Genomic DNA, 16,671 nt, shown 5'->3' with positions numbered 1-16,671 from the left:
ATACGCAGCACAAGATTGTCGCATAATATATATTATGTGTAGAAATGGCATGTATGGTTTATAATGTCATATCAATTTGATAACAAAATGCCCTAACCTGAAACATCAATAACCATTCCGTCATAAGCTGGTTCCACATGATCCGGCAAGCGCGCCTTCAAGGCTTCATAATCGAAGTGGAACGACAGATGCGTCAGCACGGCGCGCTTTGGTTTGATGCGCTCGATCCATTCCAGCACGGTATTCAACTCGGCATGGGTCTCATGCGGGAAATCGACTGTGCAGGACACGATCCATGTCCCCACCCCCTCCAGCGCCTTGAAGGAGCTTTCCTCCATACGCACCACGTCAGTCGTATAAGCCAAGGAGCCAAAGCGAAAGCCCAAACTGGTGGAATAGCCGTGATCCAAAGCTATGGGCACGATCTCGTGGCCGGCAACCTGAAACGGCCCATCGATAATATGCGGCCTTAACAAAGGCTTATATATCAGTTTGGCGTCGGGATGCTGCGGCTCGAAGACATAAGCGAAGCGTTCCTGAATGGTTTTCAACGTGCCTTCGTCGGCATAGGCGTCGATCCAATCATGCATGCAGCGGTTCACGTCGCGGATGTCGTCCACCCCATGAACATGGTCGGCATGCGCATGGGTATAAAGCAGCGCGTCGAGGCGCGAGACATCGGCATCCAACAACTGCTGGCGTAGATCGGGCGAGGTATCTATCAAGATATTGTGGTTATCCCATTGAACCAGCAGGCTTGGCCGCTTGCGGCGGTTCTTGGGGTTGCTAGGATCGCACTTGCCCCACCCCCGACCGATCATGGGGACGCCGGTGGCGCCGCCCGATCCCAAAACGACCGCCCGTATCATGCCGCCACCTTGGCGAACAGGCTGTGAAAATTGACCGTGGTCTGACGCTCGACCTCGGCAATCGACAAGCCCTTGAGTTCGGCCAGTTTGGCGGCCACGCGGGCCACATAAGCCGGTTGGTTGCGTTTGCCCCTGAAGGGCAAGGGGGCCAGATAAGGCGAGTCCGTTTCGATCAAAATCCGATCCAGCGGCACTTGGCGCGCCACCTCCTGCAAGGCTTCTGCCTTCTTGAAGGTCAGGATGCCCGAGAAGGACAGAAGAAATCCGATTTCCATTGCAAATTCAGCAAGCTCTATGCCTGAGCTAAAGCAATGAATAAGGCCTGTGAAGGCCCCATTTGCCATTTCGTCGGCCAGAATCCGGCGGATATCGGCGTCGGCGTCGCGGGTGTGCACCACCAAGGGCAAGCCTGCTTGCCGGGCGGCTTGGCAATGGATGCGCAGCAGCCGCTCCTGGGCATCCCTGGGGCTATGGTCGTAAAAGAAGTCCAGCCCGGTCTCGCCGAAACCCACCACCTTGGGATGGGCCGACAACTCCAAAAGTCGTTGCAGTGTGCAAGCCCCCTCTTCTTCCCCGGCTCCGTGCGGATGGACGCCCACCGTACACCAAACCGGCGGATGCGCCTCGGCCAGGGCGATGACCGGGTCAATCTTGGACAAGCGCGTGCCGATGGTCAGCATCAAGCCAACGCCCGACGCCTTGGCCTCGGCCAAGACCTGATCCAAGTCGGTCTGGAAATCCGGGAAATCCAGGTGGCAATGGCTATCGACGAACACTTAGGACGCGGCCTCTTCTTCCTGATAGCGCGGAAACAGGCCCTGTGGGGGCGGCAAAGGTGTGCCGCCAGCCAACGCCTTGTCAAAACACGAGAAATCCCGCTGATCGGCGGGGACCGCCAATTGATCGAGCATCCGGCCCATGGTGGCGGGCATGAAAGGCTGCAAGATCAGAGCGATGCAGCGTACCGTCTCGGCCAGGACATACAGCACCGTGCCCATACGCTCGGGGTCGGTTTTCTTCAGCGCCCAGGGGGCCTGACGATCGACATAGCCATTGGCGGCCCGCACCACCACCCAAACGGCCTCGATGGCTTCATGGAAGGATTGGCTGTCGATGGCAGGCCTGACGCGAACCAACAACCCTTGGGCCGGATTCAGCATGGCGTGGTCGTCTTCTGTAAAGGGGCCGGGCATGGGCAGGACAGCCCCGCAATTCTTGTTGATCATCGACAGCGAACGCTGGGCCAGATTGCCCAGATCATTGGCCAGTTCGGTGTTCAGCCTACCCACCATCGAGCGGTGCGAAAAGTCGCCGTCCGCGCCGAAAGGCATTTCGCGCAGCAGGAAATAGCGAACGGCGTCAAGCCCATAGCGTTCGACCAGGGCGGCGGGCGAAATGACGTTGCCCAGGCTTTTGCTCATCTTCTGGCCTTCGATGGTCCACCAGCCATGGGCATAGACGCGCTTGGGCGGCTGAAGACCCGCCGCCATCAGGAAGGCGGGCCAATAGACGGCGTGGAAGCGGATGATGTCCTTGCCCACCATATGCAGATCGGCGGGCCAGTAGCGGGCATAATCGCCGCCCTGGTCGGGATAGCCGACGGCGGTGATGTAGTTGGTCAGCGCGTCCAGCCAGACATACATGACATGCTGGGGATTGCTAGGCACCGGAACGCCCCAGCCGAAGGTGGTGCGCGACACCGACAGGTCCAAAAGTCCGCCCTTCACGAAGCTGATCACCTCGTTGCGGCGCGAATTGGGGCCGATGAAGTCGGGATTGGCCTCGTAATGGGCCAGCAACCTGTCTTGCCAAGCCGAGAGTTTGAAGAAATAGCTGGGTTCCTTGACCCATTCGACTTCGGCCCCCGATGGGGCGCGTTTCTTGCCGTCAGGCCCGGTCGTCAGTTCGGTTTCGGTATAGAAGGCTTCGTCGCGCACGGCGTACCAACCCTCATAGGCACCCAGATAAATCTCGCCCCGCTTCTCCAATTCGGCCCACAAAGCCTGACAGGACCGGAAATGGCGCTCTTCGGTGGTGCGGATGAAATCGTCGTTCGAATAGCCCATCTGGGCCGCCATATCGCGGAAGTTCTGCGACACGCGATCGGTGAATTCCTTGGGCGCAACACCCTGCGCCTCGGCCGACTTCTCGACCTTCTGGCCATGCTCGTCGGTGCCGGTCAGGAATTTGACGTCATAGCCGTCCAGGCGCTTGAAACGCGCCATCACATCGCAGGCCAGCGAGGTATAGGCGTGCCCGATATGCGGCGCGTCGTTGACGTAATAGATCGGCGTCGTGATGTAGAAGGGTTTCGAATGCAAGTCTTTTTCCTTTTTGCAGTTCTCATCCTTCGAGACGGGCCTACGGCCCTCCTCAGGATGAGGCACATTACCTACTCCCTCACCCTGAGGAGCGCGAAGCGCGTCTCGAAGGGTGGGAAAACGCTTTCCGTTCAACTTCCCGTCAGCTTCTCGACGGACAGGAAAGCGTTCAAAACCACCTGCTTGCGGTCCAGATGCACCGCCTGGGCGCGCAGGAACAGGGCGGTCAGTTTTTCCCACAGCTCCACCCAGCGATCAAGGGCGGAGCGCGAGAGCAAGCGGGCCATGATTTCGGCCTCGCCCGGCATCACTTCGGCCACCCTGCCCCCGCCCCCCTTAATGGCCAGACAGGCCAGCCAGCCGGAAAACAGGCTGGACAGGGTTTGGAAGGCCAAGGCGCCGTCGGCGCGCGCCAAACGGTCGCCAAAAGCATGCAAGGCCGGAATGTCCATGGCGGGAACGCCAGCCAAAAGGCCGATCATCTCGCGGTAGAGGTCAAGCCCCCCCTCGCCATAAAGGTCGAGCGCCCGGCCCAGGCTGCCATCGGCCAGGCGGATCAAGGCCCTGGCTTCCTCGGAGGACACATCGGGGTTGTAGCGCATCATCAAGCGCGCGCTGGCATCCTCGGACAAGGGCGACAGGGCCAGACGCCGACAGCGCGAACGGATGGTCGGCAAGATGCGCCCTGGCTGATGGCAGACCAGCAGCAGCAGCGAGCGGGCTGGCGGCTCTTCCAGCAGCTTCAGAATGGCGTTGGCAGCCGAACGGTTCATTTCATCGACCGCATCGACGATCACCAGCCGCCAGCCGCCCTCGGCGGGCGTCAGGCTCAGGAACTGTCCCAGGCCGCGCACGTCTTCCACCACGATCTCGGTTCTGGGCTTGCCCTGGTCGTTCACGCCGCGCTCGATCACCTTGCAATCGAGATGGCCGCCCATGCCGATGCGATGGAACAAAGGCTCTTCCGGGGCCATGAACAGGCTGGAGGGCGGCGGCGGCGCGCCGAACAGGCCAGCCTCCTGGCCCGAAAACCGCCCCTGATCCAACACGAAGCGGGCAATGCGGTAGGCCAGCGTCGCCTTGCCGATGCCCTTGGGGCCGGTGATCAGCCAAGCATGCGCCATGCGCCCGGAATTCCAAGCGCCAAGAAAGGCCTGTTCGGCCTCTTCATGGCCTTCCAGGTGCGGATTGTTGCGCGGATCGAGCTGTTCGGCGGACATGAAGGCAAGTGTAGCAGAGAAAGGGCTGCTTACGGCAAGTTTGCTTGTTGGAATTGGCTATGTTCAAAACGGGGCAGATTTCGGACAATCTGCTATGATTTCAAACCGCTGACTCTGGCCCGCATCTGTTTGACCAAATCGTCCATCTGCCTTTGTTCGTCGCCCACGCTGGCGGCGGGCGCGGATGGCGCGGATGGCGCTGTTGTTCCAGACGCGCTGACAGGCTTGACCGGAGCCGGGGGGGATTCTTCGAACAAGTCGTAATCCATCGGCTGAGGTGCTGCTGCCTTGCCATTGCCGATATCCTTGGCGCGCTTTTGCCGGTACATGCTGCGCAACGAGGCGTAATAATCCAGCGAGGTGCGTTCAACCTCGTCCAGCGGCGCTATGTATTTTTCGCGGGTATCGATGCCGTCGACAACCGCAATGCCCGCCATGCCATAGGGTGGCACCACCAGGGCCAGCGCCAAGCTGGCGGGGTCGGCGACAAAGCCCGCGACCTTGCCCACGGCATCGCGGGGATTGGATGGCCCCAACAGCGGCAAGGTGACGAACGGCCCCTCGCCAACCCCCCAGACGGCCAATGTCTGGCCGAAATCTTCCTCATGGGCTGGTCCCAGTTTTTCATCCATGAGATCGAACAGGCCCAGCACGCCCGCCGTCGTGTTGACGCAAAACCGCCCCAGGGTCACGCCGGATCGCTTTATTTCGCCTTGCAGCACTTCGTTCACGAAGGTCCAAGGTTCATGCATGTTCGTCAAGAACGAGCGGATGCTTTTGCGGACCGGGGCTGGAACATAGGCGCCGTAGCCTTTGGCCACCGGCTTGATGACTCCGCCATCCACCCATTGGTTGGCCGCGAAAATAGCGCGGTTCGTGGGTTCGCCGGGATCATTGGTCTGTTTGTATTCAGCCAAAGCCGGCTTGTTCGAGGCAGGCGGCGGCGTGGCGCAACCAGCCAGCAAGGCCGTCAAGGCGCATGCCGCGAGAAATGGTCTGAAAGCTCCCATGAATCACGCCGCCCCGACAGAAAAGCCAAAACACAAATCGATTGAAAACTGATATGGCGGCTTTGCCTGCAAATCAAGCCAATCCGAACTTTTGGCTGACAATCGCTTGAATTTGCGCCGCCACAGCATCGACATTCAACGCGGCGTTGACGATCTTGCAGCGATCCGGCTGACGGGCGGCGATATCTTGAAATCCTTGGCGCAGGCGGTGGTGGAAATCTTGTTTCATCCGTTCGTAGCGGTCTTCGCCCCCGCCCCGGCTGTTGGCGCGTCCCAGCCCCTCTTCGACCGGCAGATCGAGGATCAGCGTCAGGTCGGGCATGAAGCTGGCATTGGCGATGCGGTGCAACTCGAAGATGCGCTCGGCCCCCAATTCATGGCCATAGCCCTGATAGGCGACGGTGGAATCTACGAAACGGTCGCTGATCACCCACAAGCCGCTTTCGATGGCGGGATGAACGGTGCGCTGCAAGTGGTCACGCCTAGCCGCCGTGTGCAGCAACGCTTCGGTCATGGCGTCCCAGCGCCCCGACTCGCCCGAAACCAGCAGCTTGCGAATATCCTCGGCGCCAGGGCTTCCCCCCGGCTCGCGGGTCAGGAGAACCCTGCACCCCTTGCCTTCCAGAAAAGCGGCCAGCCGCTTTGCCTGGGTCGATTTTCCCCCACCCTCTCCGCCTTCGAGGGTGATGAATTTACCCATTGGGTCCCCAGACGATGTATTTGAAGGCGGCGACCAGACGACCGAAGAATCCCAATCGGTCGATGGTTTCGACGGCGCGCAGCGGATATTCCCGGCTCTCGATTTCCGGACCCGAGACAACCAGCTTGCCGATCACCGCACCCTTGGCGATGGGCGCCGAGATGGGCGAGTCCATCTCGACCGCCACTTTCATCGTCTTCCTGGCCCGCTTGAGAACCGTCAGTTCCACGCCCTGGCCGATCGACATCGCCACTTGCGGCTTGTCGCCCAGCCAGACCGGAACGTCGGTCACCAGCTCGTTCGCCTTGAAGAGAGCGACATTCTCATACTCGCGAAAGCCCCAATCAAGCAGACGCCCGGCTTCCTCGATCCGCTCCTTCATGCTGTTTAGGCCATTGATGGCCAGGATCAAGCGCCGCCCTTCTCGCGTGCCGGAAATCACGATGCCGAAACCGCCGGCCTCGGTATGGCCGGTCTTCAAGCCGTCGACGCCCAAATTGCGTTCAAGCAGAATGTTGCGGTTGGGCTGGGTGATGCCGTTGAAGGTGAATTCCGTCTCTCCGAAATAGTGGTAATATTCCGGGAAGTCGGCAATCAGGTGGCGGGACAGGATCGCCAGATCTTCGGCGGTCATCAGGTGTTCTGGATCGGGCCAGCCGCTGGCGTTCTTGAAGGTCGAATGTTTCAGCCCCAGTTCGCGGCCCTTCGAGGTCATGGCGTCGGCAAATCCGGCTTCGGTACGCGCCAGACCTTCCGCCACCACCACGCAAGCGTCGTTGCCCGACTGGATGATGATGCCGCGGATCAAATCCTCCACGCGCACGCGCTCGCCCACTTTGACGAACATCTTCGAACCGCCCATCCGCCAGGCCTTCTCGCTGACCGGAAAACTGTCGTTCAGCTTGACGGTGCCGTGCTTCAAGGCCTCGAACAAAAGATAGATGGTCATCAACTTGCTCATCGACGACGGCGCCATCAACTCGTCGGCGTTCTTGGACAGCAACACAGATCCGGTGCGGTAATCGATCATCATCGCCTGCTGGGCGAAGATGTCCATGGCAAAGGCCCTGGCGGGAATCATGGCCAGAATCAGGGCGGCAAAAAGGGACATGCGCATCGGCTTGGCGATGATCATAGCCATCAGTCGACAATCAGCTTGGCGTCGGGCGCGCCCGAGCGCACGATCTGATCGAGCATGCGGTCGGCCTCGTCCAGACTGGCGATGGGGCCAAGGCGCACGCGGAACATCGGCTGCGCGCCGATATTGACCTGGGTGATGCTGGCCTGGCCCAGCGGCGACAGGCGGGCCGACAATCTTTGCGCATTGTCGTAGCGGGCAAAGGAGCCGGCCTGAATGAACATATTGGTCGAGCGCGGCGCCACTTGCTGCACGGGCTGTGATTTCAAATCGCTGATCGGCGCCGAAGCGGCTTGGTTGAGCCTGGATGGCGGGGAAACCGTCGCGGGTTTTTGCGCGGACGGCGCGCCATCCAAGGTTTGCGAGGTCACGGTTTCGCGCGGAGCCGCCGCCACCTGCGCCGCTTCCTTCTTGCCGTTGGCCGTCTGCCCCGCATAGGCGGCGGCCAGTTGGCGGCTTTCCTCGGGCAGTATCTGCACGCGCACGCGCGCCGTGCCTTTGCCTTCGAATCCCAAAAGCTGCGCCGAGCGGCGCGACAGATCCAGAATGCGTCCTTGCGCATAGGGTCCGCGGTCATTGACCCTGACCGTCAACACGCGCCCATTGTCCAGATTGGTCACCCGCACAAGGCTGGGCATGGGCAGCGTGCGATGCGCCGCCGTCACGTCGTTCTGGTCGAAGGTTTCGCCATTGGCCGTCGTCTTGGCGTGAAAGCCCGGGCCGTACCAGGAAGCGATGCCGGTTTCGTCGTAATTAAAATCCTCGGCCGGATAATACCAGACGCCGTTGATCTGATAGGGATTGCCAACCTTGTACGTGCCCGGCAGGGCGCTGGGATCATTGCCCAGCTTGGTCGCATGGGTCGCCAGACGCATCTCGGCGCAGCCGCCAAGCGCCAGAACCAGCCCCAGCAACAGGGCGGCATGCCTGTTGTTCGTCATCTTCAGCAAAGGAATCGCCACCATAGTTAGTTAAGCCGGTCCCGCCAGCCAATAGGTTTTGTATATTAGGGCGAGCCGATGCGATCGGCAAGATGCCCGACGGCGGTGGCGAAGAAATGCGAGCGGTTCCACTTCATGATAACGCGATAATTATCATAAACCAGGAAGATATCCTCGCCGCCGCTTTCCGGACGCACCAACGAGGCCGTGACGGCGCGCTTCGGCAAGGGCTGTCCGTCCTTCGAGGCGACGCCAAGATCGCTCCACTCTTCCAAGGTCTTGCGAGTCTCGAGACCGATCAGGGCCGAATCGAAGTCGACCGGAAGAGCAACGGCCCGGCCCCAGCCGATATCGTCGCGCCAGCCAGACTTGGACAGGTAATTGGCGGCGCTGGCCAGGGCGTCTGGCGTGCTGCCCCAGATGTCGCGCTTGCCGTCGCCATCCTCGTCTACGGCGAATTTCAGGAAGCTGGATGGCATGAACTGCACTTGGCCCATAGCACCCGCCCATGAACCGCTCATGGCGGCGGGCGTTATATGGCCCTGGTTCAAGATGCGCAGGGCATCCAGCAACTCGCCCCTGAAGAAGGCGGCGCGTCGCCCTTCATGGGCCAAGGTCGCCAAAGCCGGAATGACGGGGAAACCGCCGGAAACGCGCCCGAAATCGGTCTCCACGCCCCACAAGGCGACGATGAAGCGCGACGGAACCCCATATTTCGCGCTGATGTCCTTCAAAAGCGCGGCATGAGTCTTTACCATTTTGCGCCCCTTCTCGACCCTGGAGATAGGCGCCACGCGATCCATGTATTTCCTGAAGGTCAGCTTGAATTCCGGCTGCGCCCGGTCAAGTTCGATCACCCTTGGTATCGGCGAGATGCCATCCAGCGCGGCAGCCAGCGTTTCCTCGGAAATCCCCGATGTCTTGGCCTGTTTCCTGAAATCGGCAAGCCAGAGCTGGAATTCCTGCTTGGGCGCTTGGGATTCGGCCTGCCCCGGGCTGGTGGCGGCAGCACCTTCCTTGCCGGGTTCCGTGCTGGACGGAGCCGCGCAGGCGGATAAAAGGGCGAGAAGCAGGAAAGCAGCCGAAGCCTTGCGCATGGGATACACCTGTTTGAACGAGACCCGCCCTTTTGGCAGAAAAAGCGCTTGCCCTCAAGGGGCGGGAAAAACCTGACTGGTCCGATCCATGGCGGCGTAGGAAATCAGGCCAAGCCATTCATGGATGGCGGCGCCGAAAAGTCCCAACTTTCCCGCCAAGTTGAAACCCAGGTCCAGATGCAATTCTCCGTCGGTGACATAATCAACCGGCCAGGCCGAAACATTCCAATCTTGGCGCCTGAAACAACCAACGGCCCTGGGCATATGCGCAGCCGAGGTCACCAATAGCCAGGTTTCGCCCGCCACTGGCTGTCCCAGTTCCTTCGAAAAGACGGCGTTTTCATGGGTGTTGCGCGAGCGGTCCTCGAAGATCGCCCGGTTGGCGTCAAAACCGATCTCTTGCAGCAGTTGTTTGACCAGCGGCGCTTCCCTGGCTTCGGGATAAAGCAAGCTGCCCGATCCGCCCGAGAAAATGATCTTGGCCTTCGGGTGGCGGTTCGCCAGTTCGATCATGGCGAACAGGCGCTCGACCGCGCCGCCCACTTCAACCCTGCCCGTCTTTTGGCTAAGGACGGTATCGACGAAACCGCCCAGAACGATGATGCCATCCACCCGTTCCGGCGCTGGTTTGGCCGGAAAGCGCGCTTCCAAAGGCACGATCAGCCAGCGTCCCACGGGAAGAATGGCGAAGATCAGCAACAAGAACGTAACGCCAACCACCAAGCGCCGCCCCAGAACGACGCCCTTGCGCCGGTAAAGCAGCGGCAGGGACAGCGTCAGCACGATCAAAAGCAGATTGCCCGGATTGACCGCCAGCCACAAAATCTTGGAAAGGATGAAATCCATCCCCACAGACTAATTGAAAGCGTGGGTCAGTGCATAGAGGCCATAAGCGACGCCGCCCGCCGCCGGAATGGTGAATATCCAGGCCCAGACGATATTGGCCGCCAAGGACCAGCGCACGGCCGAGGTTCGTCTGGCCGAACCGACGCCCACGATGGCTCCGGTTATCGTGTGCGTGGTGGAAACGGGGATGCCCAGCCAAGTGGCGCCGAACAAGGTGATGGCGCCCGCCGTTTCGGCGCAGAACCCTTGATAGGGTTTCAGATCCGTGATGCGCGACCCCAGGGTCTTCACGATCCGCCAGCCGCCCATCAACGTGCCAAGTCCCATCGCCAACTGAGCGGAAATGATCACCCAAAAGGGAACGTAAAAGCTGTCGCCCAAATGGCCTTGCGTGAACAGCAAGACAGCGATGATGCCCATGGTTTTCTGGGCGTCGTTGCCGCCGTGGCCCAGCGAATAAAAGGCGGCGGACACCAACTGAAACAATCTGAATTTGCGATCGACCTGGGTGGGCACCATTTTGCGGCAAATCCAGGAAACGATGATGATCAGCACCAAAGCCAGGGCGAAGCCGACCACCGGCGACAACACGATGGCGACGCCGGTTTTCGTAAACCCCGTCAAGACGATGGCGTCGGTTCCCGCCTTTGCCAAGCCAGCACCCGCGATGCCGCCGATCAGCGCGTGCGAACTGGACGAAGGAAACCCCAGCCACCAAGTGAACAGATTCCAGAAAATGGCGCCCAGAAGCGCCGTCAGGATCACGATGGGGTCGATCACGCTGGGCGAGACGATGCCGGTGCCGACCGTCTGGGCGACATGCAAGCCAAAGAACATAAAGGCGATGAAATTGAAGAACGCCGCCCAGGCGACAGCCCATTTGGGCGGCAGGACCCTGGTGGAAACCACGGTGGCGATCGAATTGGCCGCATCGTGCAGGCCGTTGATGAAATCGAAGGCCAGCGCGATCAGGATGATTCCCGCCAGGGCGGGGATGCTAAGCGTAAGGGCGTCCATTGCAGACAGGGCTTTCGGGGCGGAACGGAATGAAAAGCCTAAACGTGGTCGAGCAGAATGCCTTCGATGAGATCGGACACGTCGTCGCAACGATCCGTCACGGTCTCTAGAAGTTCATAGACTTCCTTGCGGCCCAGAAACTCGATTGTCGGCGGGTCTTGGGCGATCAGGTCTGACATGGCGCGGCGCAGGACGCGGTCGGCCTCGCTCTCGATCTTGCCAACGCGCTCGCACAGGGAATTGATGCGCTCGGCGTTGCGCGAAATGTTGGACAGCATGGGAATGGCCTCGGTCAGAAGGCGCGCGCCATCCTCGATCATGGTCCCCATTTCCATCATGACCGGACTGAAATTGGCCACGCGGTACAAAACGGAATGCTGCGCCACTTCCTCGATCAGATCCACGGCGTCGTCAAGGGCCGTGGACAGCGCATGAATGTCCGAACGGTCGAACGGGGTGATGAAGGCGCGATGCAAGGCTTTCATGGTTTCGCGCGCGATCATGTCGGCTTCGCCTTCGATGCGGCACACATCCTTGAAATGCTTTTCCCGCTCCTCGGCCGTTTCGGCGCGCATCATGGCGCGCAGCGCCACCGACGCCGTCACGATGCAACCGGCATGGGCAGAGAAGTAATCGATAAAGCGCTCTTCCTTGGGCATCAGATAGCGGATGAAGCGCATTATGCGGCTCCTTTTTTGGTTTTGGTTTTCGGTTTCTGTTTGGATTTGACCTTTAATTTGGCCTTCAGCTTCGGCTTGGTTTTTGCCTTCGCCTTCAGCTTCGGCTTAGCTTTGGCCTTCGCCTTCAGCTTCGGCTTGGCTTTGGCCTTCGCTTTCAGCTTCGGCTTGGCTTTGGCCTTCGCTTTCAGCTTCGGCTTGGCTTTGGCCTTCGCTTTCAGCTTCGGCTTGATTTTCTCAAGCGCCAAGTCCGGATCGGCCGCCAGTTCCAGGAACAACAAAACCAACCCAGCCTCGCCCGCATTATTGGCTGCTTCTGCGAAGCTCATCCAGGCGCGCTCGCGCTCGTCCTTCTCAGGCCAGCGCGCATATTCCTTTTTCACCGCCAGCGAAAAGACACGCACCCGGCAAGGCACCATCTTTCCCGATTTCATCCGCTTGACGGAATCGAACGTGTAAAAGGGTTTTTCGCTGGCCTTGCCCTTCAATCCAGCTTCCTCGAAGGCCTCGGCGGCGGCGACTTCGTAAGACTTCTTCTTCCTCTCGGGGTTGCCCTTGGGCAGAATCCAGCGCTTGGTCTCGCGCGAGGTCACCAGCAGCACCTCGGCTTCGTCCCGGCCCATGCGAAACGGCATGGCCGCGTATTGAATGAGATTGCGGGCTTTTCCCAACGATGTCCCCTGTGTTCGGCCCCAAACGACCTGAAGCAGACGCTAAATATTACAGATTTATGACAGTTGTCAATATTTGGGGGCAAGAGAGCTTTGACGCAACAACCTTTAGCACTAAAGGACGCGCCAGAGAATATCGAAGATCAGGAAACGTTAACCACCGTTCCAGCGCCAACTGACACAAGAATTCTCGGCCAGTCATGGACATTGCCCACAGGCTGCGCTAAATCAACGGCTCGCTGGCATGGAAGGGTGGTCGAGCGGTTTAAGGCACCGGTCTTGAAAACCGGCGTGGTAGCAATACCACCGTGGGTTCGAATCCCACCCCTTCCGCCACCGAAAACGGCCCCTTTACGGGGCCTTTTTCGGTGGTTGAGTGGATGCGGTGAATGAACCCAGTTCGACCACGAGCGCGCATTTGGCTCGCGCGAGTGGCGGGGAGCGAAGCGACCCAATCCCACCCCTTCCGCCAATGGCTCAGTGCGACCGCCTGCTTTGAAACAAAATTTCGCAAACCCCACCCTTGCGGATAGGAAACGCCCGCCAAAGGGCGAATTTGCGCAGCGATCTAACTTTTAGCACTGCAATTTCCCCACATTCCTGTTGCTTCAGGAGCTTTGCCCGCTCATATTTCGCAGTTGCGAAATGGCCGGGCTTTTGCCCGCCAACAGCATAGGTCATTAAGGAGATGTCATGAGACACCGTCACGGCGGAATACGCAAAATCCTGATCGCCAACCGTGGCGAGATCGCCATTCGCGTCATGCGGGCGGCCAGCGAGCTTGGCATCGAGACAGTGGCCATCTTCTCGCAGGAAGACCGTTTCTCGCTGCACCGTTTCAAGGCGGACGAAAGTTATCTGGTCGGCCTGGGCAAAAAGCCTGTCGACGCCTATCTCGACATTCACGACATCATCCGCATCGCCCACGAAACCGGCGCCCAGGCCATTCACCCCGGCTATGGCTTCTTGGCCGAGAATCCCGATTTCGCCGAGGCCTGCGCCAATGGGGGCATCATCTTCGTCGGCCCCTCGCCCGAGACCATGCGCGCCCTTGGCAACAAGGTGCTGGCCCGCGAAATGGCGATCAAGGCTGGCATTCCCGTCATGCCCGCCACCGATCCCCTGCCCCATGACGATTCCAAAATCATGCCGCTGGCCCAAAAGGTTGGTTTCCCGGTCATGATCAAGGCCAGTTGGGGCGGCGGCGGGCGCGGCATGCGCGTCGTCGAGAGCGCCGACCAGTTGCTGGAAAATGTGGCGGCCGCCAGGCGCGAGGCCAAGGCCGCCTTTGGCAATGACGAAATCTATCTGGAAAAGCTGGTCAGGAAGGCGCGCCACGTCGAGGTGCAAATCCTGGGCGACGCGCATGGCAATGTGGTGCATTTCTATGAGCGAGACTGCACGGTGCAGCGTCGCCATCAGAAAGTGGTCGAGCGCGCTCCCGCCCCCTATTTCGACGCCAAGCAACGCACCGAATTGACCGATTACGCGCTGAAACTGGCCCGCACGGCCAATTACAAGAATGCGGGCACGGTGGAATTCCTGCAAGACGCCGACACCAAAGCCTTCTATTTCATCGAAGTCAATCCGCGCATCCAGGTTGAGCATACGGTCACCGAATGTGTGACCGGCTTCGATTTGATCCGCGCCCAGATTCTGGTCGCCGAAGGAAAGATGCTGGGCGAAGCGGGCAGCGGCCTGCCCAAGCAAGAAGACATTCCGCTCAACGGCCATGCCCTGCAATGCCGCGTCACCGCCGAAGACCCCGAGAAGGATTTCGCCCCCGATTACGGTCAGATCACCAACTATCGCAGCTCGGCCGGTTTCGGCATCCGCCTTGATGCGGGCACCGCCTATTCCGGCGCCCGCATCACGCGTTATTACGATTCATTGCTGGTCAAGGTGACCGCCTGGGCGCAGGAACCACAGGACGCCATCCACCGCATGGATCGAGCACTTCGCGAATTTCGCGTGCGCGGCGTCAAAACCAATCTGCGTTTCTTGGAGAATGTGGTGAATCATCCGCATTTCCTGGAAGGCGACTACACCACCACCTTCATTGATGACACGCCGGAACTGTTCCATTTCCCCAAGCGGCGCGACCGCGCCACCCGCCTGTTGAATTTCGTGGGCGAAGTGATGGTCAACGGCAACCCGGAAACCAAGGGACGCAAGACGCCGGAAACCTTCGGCTCGCCGCATGTGCCCCACGATCTGGCCGAGGAATGGCAACCCGGCACGCGCCAGCAGTTGGAGCGGCTGGGGGCGAAAGGTTTCGCCCAATGGATGCTGGGCGAAAAGCGCGTTCTGATCACCGACACCACCATGCGCGACGCCCATCAATCCCTGCTGGCGACCCGCATGCGCAGCCACGACATGTATGCCGTGGCTCCCGCCTATGCGCGCCTGATGCCTGAATTGTTCTCGCTGGAATGCTGGGGCGGCGCCACCTTCGACGTCGCCATGCGCTTCTTGAAGGAAGATCCGTGGGACCGTCTGCGCGAATTGCGCCGTCTGGCTCCGAACATTCTGACGCAAATGCTGCTGCGTTCGGCCAACGGCGTCGGCTACACCAACTATCCCGACAATGTGGTGCAGTTCTTCGTCAAACGCTCGGCCGAAGCTGGCATGGACCTGTTTCGCGTTTTCGATTCCCTGAACTGGGTCGAAAACATGCGCGTCGCCATGGATGCCGTGATCGATACCGGCAAGCTGTGCGAAGCCGCCGTCTGCTATACGGGCGACATTCTCGATCCCAAGCGCGCCAAATACGACCTGAAATACTATGTCGGCATGGCCAAGGAATTGGAGAAGGCGGGCGCCCATATCCTGGGCATCAAGGATATGGCGGGCCTGTTGAAGCCCGCCGCCGCCAAGGTGCTGGTCAAGGCGCTGAAGGAAGAAATCGGCCTGCCCATTCATTTCCACACCCATGACACCAGCGGCATTGCGGCGGCCAGCATTCTGGCGGCGGTCGATGCCGGGATCGACGCCGTGGACGCCGCCATGGATTCCTTCAGCGGCACCACCTCGCAGCCCTGCCTGGGATCAATCGTCGAAGCGCTTCGCAACACCGAGCGCGACACCGGGCTGTCCAGCGAGTCGGTTCGCAGGCTGTCGGGCTATTGGGAACAGGTGCGCAAGAATTACGGCGCCTTCGAAGCCTATCAGACCACCGGCGCCTCGGAAGTTTATCTGCATGAAATGCCGGGCGGCCAGTTCACGAATCTCAAGGAACAGGCCCGCTCGATGGGGCTGGAGAAGCACTGGCTGGACATCGCCAAGGCCTATGCCGACGTCAACCATCTGTTCGGCGACATCGTGAAGGTGACGCCCAGTTCGAAAGTGGTGGGCGACATGGCGCTGACCATGGTCACCAACAGCCTGACGCCCGACATGATCATGGACCCCGAGCGCGAAATCGCCTTCCCGGATTCCGTGATCTCATTCTTCAAGGGCGATATGGGCCAGCCGGTCGGCGGATTCCCCGAAGCCTTGCAAAAGAAGGTGCTGAAGGGCCAAACCCCGATTACCGTGCGTCCAGGCAAGGTGCTGGCGCCGGTCGATCTCGAGAAGACGAAAAGCGAGGTCGAGCAAAAGATCGGACGCCAGATCAGCGACGACGAACTTGCTTCGTATCTGATGTATCCCAAAGTGTTCCTGGACTATGCCGAACATATGAAGCTGTATGGCGATGTCAGCGTTCTGCCCACGCCGGTATTCTTCCACGGCATGATCCCCGAGCAGGAAATTTCGATCCATGTCGAGACCGGCAGGGCTTTGATCGTGCGCTTCCTGACCAAAAGCGACGCCGACGAAGCGGGCGAAGCCACAGTCTTCTTCGAACTGAACGGCCAGCCCAGATCGGTGCGCGTGCAAGACCGCTCGCGCACGCCGACCAAGCAGGCCAGGCCGAAGGCCAGCGAGAACAATCCGCTGGAGGTCGGTGCCCCCATGCCGGGCACCGTGGTCAGCGTGGCCGTCACCAAAGGCCAGAAGGTCGCCAAAGGCGATGTGCTGCTGTCGATCGAAGCCATGAAGATGGAAACCGCCGTCAGGGCGGAAGCCGAGGGAACGGTGCAGAAAATCCATGTCCATTCCGGCGATGCCGTTGACGCCAAGGATCTGTTGGTCAGCATGCAGGGCTGAATAAGGGAAGGTGCT

The 16,671-nt window shown here is 60.0% G+C and carries 14 protein-coding genes and 1 tRNA gene; 2 read left to right on the top strand and 13 right to left on the bottom strand.

Features of this window, described 5'->3' with window-relative positions:
- Positions 1-92: 92 nt before the first annotated feature.
- The 13 genes from HQL44_01000 to HQL44_00940 all read right to left on the bottom strand — a co-directional run bounded on the left by HQL44_01000 (position 93) and on the right by HQL44_00940 (position 12,471).
- Positions 93-866, bottom strand: a complete 774-nt coding sequence (locus HQL44_01000) for an MBL fold metallo-hydrolase (GenBank protein MBF0267145.1) — start codon at positions 864-866, stop codon at positions 93-95.
- Positions 866-1,645, bottom strand: coding sequence for a TatD family hydrolase (locus HQL44_00995; GenBank protein ID MBF0267144.1), 780 nt, complete (start codon positions 1,643-1,645; stop codon positions 866-868). The genes HQL44_01000 and HQL44_00995 overlap by 1 nt, the downstream gene beginning before the upstream one ends.
- Positions 1,646-3,190, bottom strand: coding sequence for a methionine--tRNA ligase (locus HQL44_00990; protein ID MBF0267143.1), 1,545 nt, complete (start codon positions 3,188-3,190; stop codon positions 1,646-1,648). It lies immediately after the preceding gene.
- A 131-nt stretch (positions 3,191-3,321) separates the two neighbouring features.
- Positions 3,322-4,410: a DNA polymerase III subunit delta' gene (locus HQL44_00985; GenBank protein MBF0267142.1), complete on the bottom strand. Its 1,089-nt coding sequence runs from the start codon at positions 4,408-4,410 to the stop codon at positions 3,322-3,324.
- Positions 4,411-4,502: 92 nt separating this feature from the next.
- Positions 4,503-5,420, bottom strand: a complete 918-nt coding sequence (locus HQL44_00980) for a VacJ family lipoprotein (protein MBF0267141.1) — start codon at positions 5,418-5,420, stop codon at positions 4,503-4,505.
- A gap of 73 nt (positions 5,421-5,493) precedes the next feature.
- On the bottom strand, positions 5,494-6,120 hold the full coding sequence (locus HQL44_00975; protein ID MBF0267140.1) for a dTMP kinase: 627 nt from the start codon (positions 6,118-6,120) through the stop codon (positions 5,494-5,496).
- Positions 6,113-7,255, bottom strand: a complete 1,143-nt coding sequence (locus HQL44_00970) for a D-alanyl-D-alanine carboxypeptidase (protein ID MBF0267139.1) — start codon at positions 7,253-7,255, stop codon at positions 6,113-6,115. The genes HQL44_00975 and HQL44_00970 overlap by 8 nt, the downstream gene beginning before the upstream one ends.
- A 5-nt stretch (positions 7,256-7,260) precedes the next feature.
- Positions 7,261-8,199 (bottom strand): septal ring lytic transglycosylase RlpA family protein, encoded by a 939-nt coding sequence (locus tag HQL44_00965; GenBank protein ID MBF0267138.1) that lies wholly within the window; start codon positions 8,197-8,199, stop codon positions 7,261-7,263.
- A gap of 65 nt (positions 8,200-8,264) precedes the next feature.
- On the bottom strand, positions 8,265-9,296 hold the full coding sequence (locus tag HQL44_00960; protein ID MBF0267137.1) for a lytic murein transglycosylase: 1,032 nt from the start codon (positions 9,294-9,296) through the stop codon (positions 8,265-8,267).
- A gap of 54 nt (positions 9,297-9,350) precedes the next feature.
- The gene (locus HQL44_00955) at positions 9,351-10,142 is read right to left on the bottom strand and encodes a YdcF family protein (protein MBF0267136.1); all 792 of its coding nucleotides are present in this window, start codon (positions 10,140-10,142) and stop codon (positions 9,351-9,353) included.
- 9 nt (positions 10,143-10,151) lie between these two features.
- The gene (locus HQL44_00950) at positions 10,152-11,159 is read right to left on the bottom strand and encodes an inorganic phosphate transporter (protein MBF0267135.1); all 1,008 of its coding nucleotides are present in this window, start codon (positions 11,157-11,159) and stop codon (positions 10,152-10,154) included.
- Between the two features lie 38 nt (positions 11,160-11,197).
- The gene (locus HQL44_00945) at positions 11,198-11,839 is read right to left on the bottom strand and encodes a DUF47 domain-containing protein (protein ID MBF0267134.1); all 642 of its coding nucleotides are present in this window, start codon (positions 11,837-11,839) and stop codon (positions 11,198-11,200) included.
- On the bottom strand, positions 11,839-12,471 hold the full coding sequence (locus HQL44_00940) for an NUDIX domain-containing protein (protein MBF0267133.1): 633 nt from the start codon (positions 12,469-12,471) through the stop codon (positions 11,839-11,841). The genes HQL44_00945 and HQL44_00940 overlap by 1 nt, the downstream gene beginning before the upstream one ends.
- Positions 12,472-12,753: 282 nt before the next feature.
- Here HQL44_00940 and HQL44_00935 point away from each other — a divergent pair.
- Both HQL44_00935 and pyc read left to right on the top strand, forming a co-directional pair.
- Positions 12,754-12,843: transfer RNA gene (locus tag HQL44_00935), tRNA-Ser, on the top strand.
- Positions 12,844-13,200: 357 nt separating this feature from the next.
- Positions 13,201-16,656: a pyruvate carboxylase gene (gene pyc / locus HQL44_00930; protein MBF0267132.1), complete on the top strand. Its 3,456-nt coding sequence runs from the start codon at positions 13,201-13,203 to the stop codon at positions 16,654-16,656.
- Positions 16,657-16,671 lie beyond the last annotated feature (15 nt).

Source organism: Alphaproteobacteria bacterium (genome assembly GCA_015231795.1).
Classification (GTDB): domain Bacteria; phylum Pseudomonadota; class Alphaproteobacteria; order Rhodospirillales; family WMHbin7; genus WMHbin7.
This window is presented reverse-complemented; position numbering and strand designations above follow the sequence as displayed.

Coding starts and splice junctions, on each gene's coding strand:
- HQL44_00985 (MBF0267142.1), bottom strand. CDS start 4,410: ATGTCCGCCGAACAGCTCGATCCGCGCAACAATCCGCACCTGGAAGGC.
- HQL44_00980 (MBF0267141.1), bottom strand. CDS start 5,420: ATGGGAGCTTTCAGACCATTTCTCGCGGCATGCGCCTTGACGGCCTTG.
- HQL44_00975 (MBF0267140.1), bottom strand. CDS start 6,120: ATGGGTAAATTCATCACCCTCGAAGGCGGAGAGGGTGGGGGAAAATCG.
- HQL44_00970 (MBF0267139.1), bottom strand. CDS start 7,255: ATGATCATCGCCAAGCCGATGCGCATGTCCCTTTTTGCCGCCCTGATT.
- HQL44_00965 (MBF0267138.1), bottom strand. CDS start 8,199: ATGACGAACAACAGGCATGCCGCCCTGTTGCTGGGGCTGGTTCTGGCG.
- HQL44_00960 (MBF0267137.1), bottom strand. CDS start 9,296: ATGCGCAAGGCTTCGGCTGCTTTCCTGCTTCTCGCCCTTTTATCCGCC.
- HQL44_00955 (MBF0267136.1), bottom strand. CDS start 10,142: ATGGATTTCATCCTTTCCAAGATTTTGTGGCTGGCGGTCAATCCGGGC.
- HQL44_00950 (MBF0267135.1), bottom strand. CDS start 11,159: ATGGACGCCCTTACGCTTAGCATCCCCGCCCTGGCGGGAATCATCCTG.
- HQL44_00945 (MBF0267134.1), bottom strand. CDS start 11,839: ATGCGCTTCATCCGCTATCTGATGCCCAAGGAAGAGCGCTTTATCGAT.
- HQL44_00940 (MBF0267133.1), bottom strand. CDS start 12,471: ATGCCGTTTCGCATGGGCCGGGACGAAGCCGAGGTGCTGCTGGTGACC.
- pyc (MBF0267132.1), top strand. CDS start 13,201: ATGAGACACCGTCACGGCGGAATACGCAAAATCCTGATCGCCAACCGT.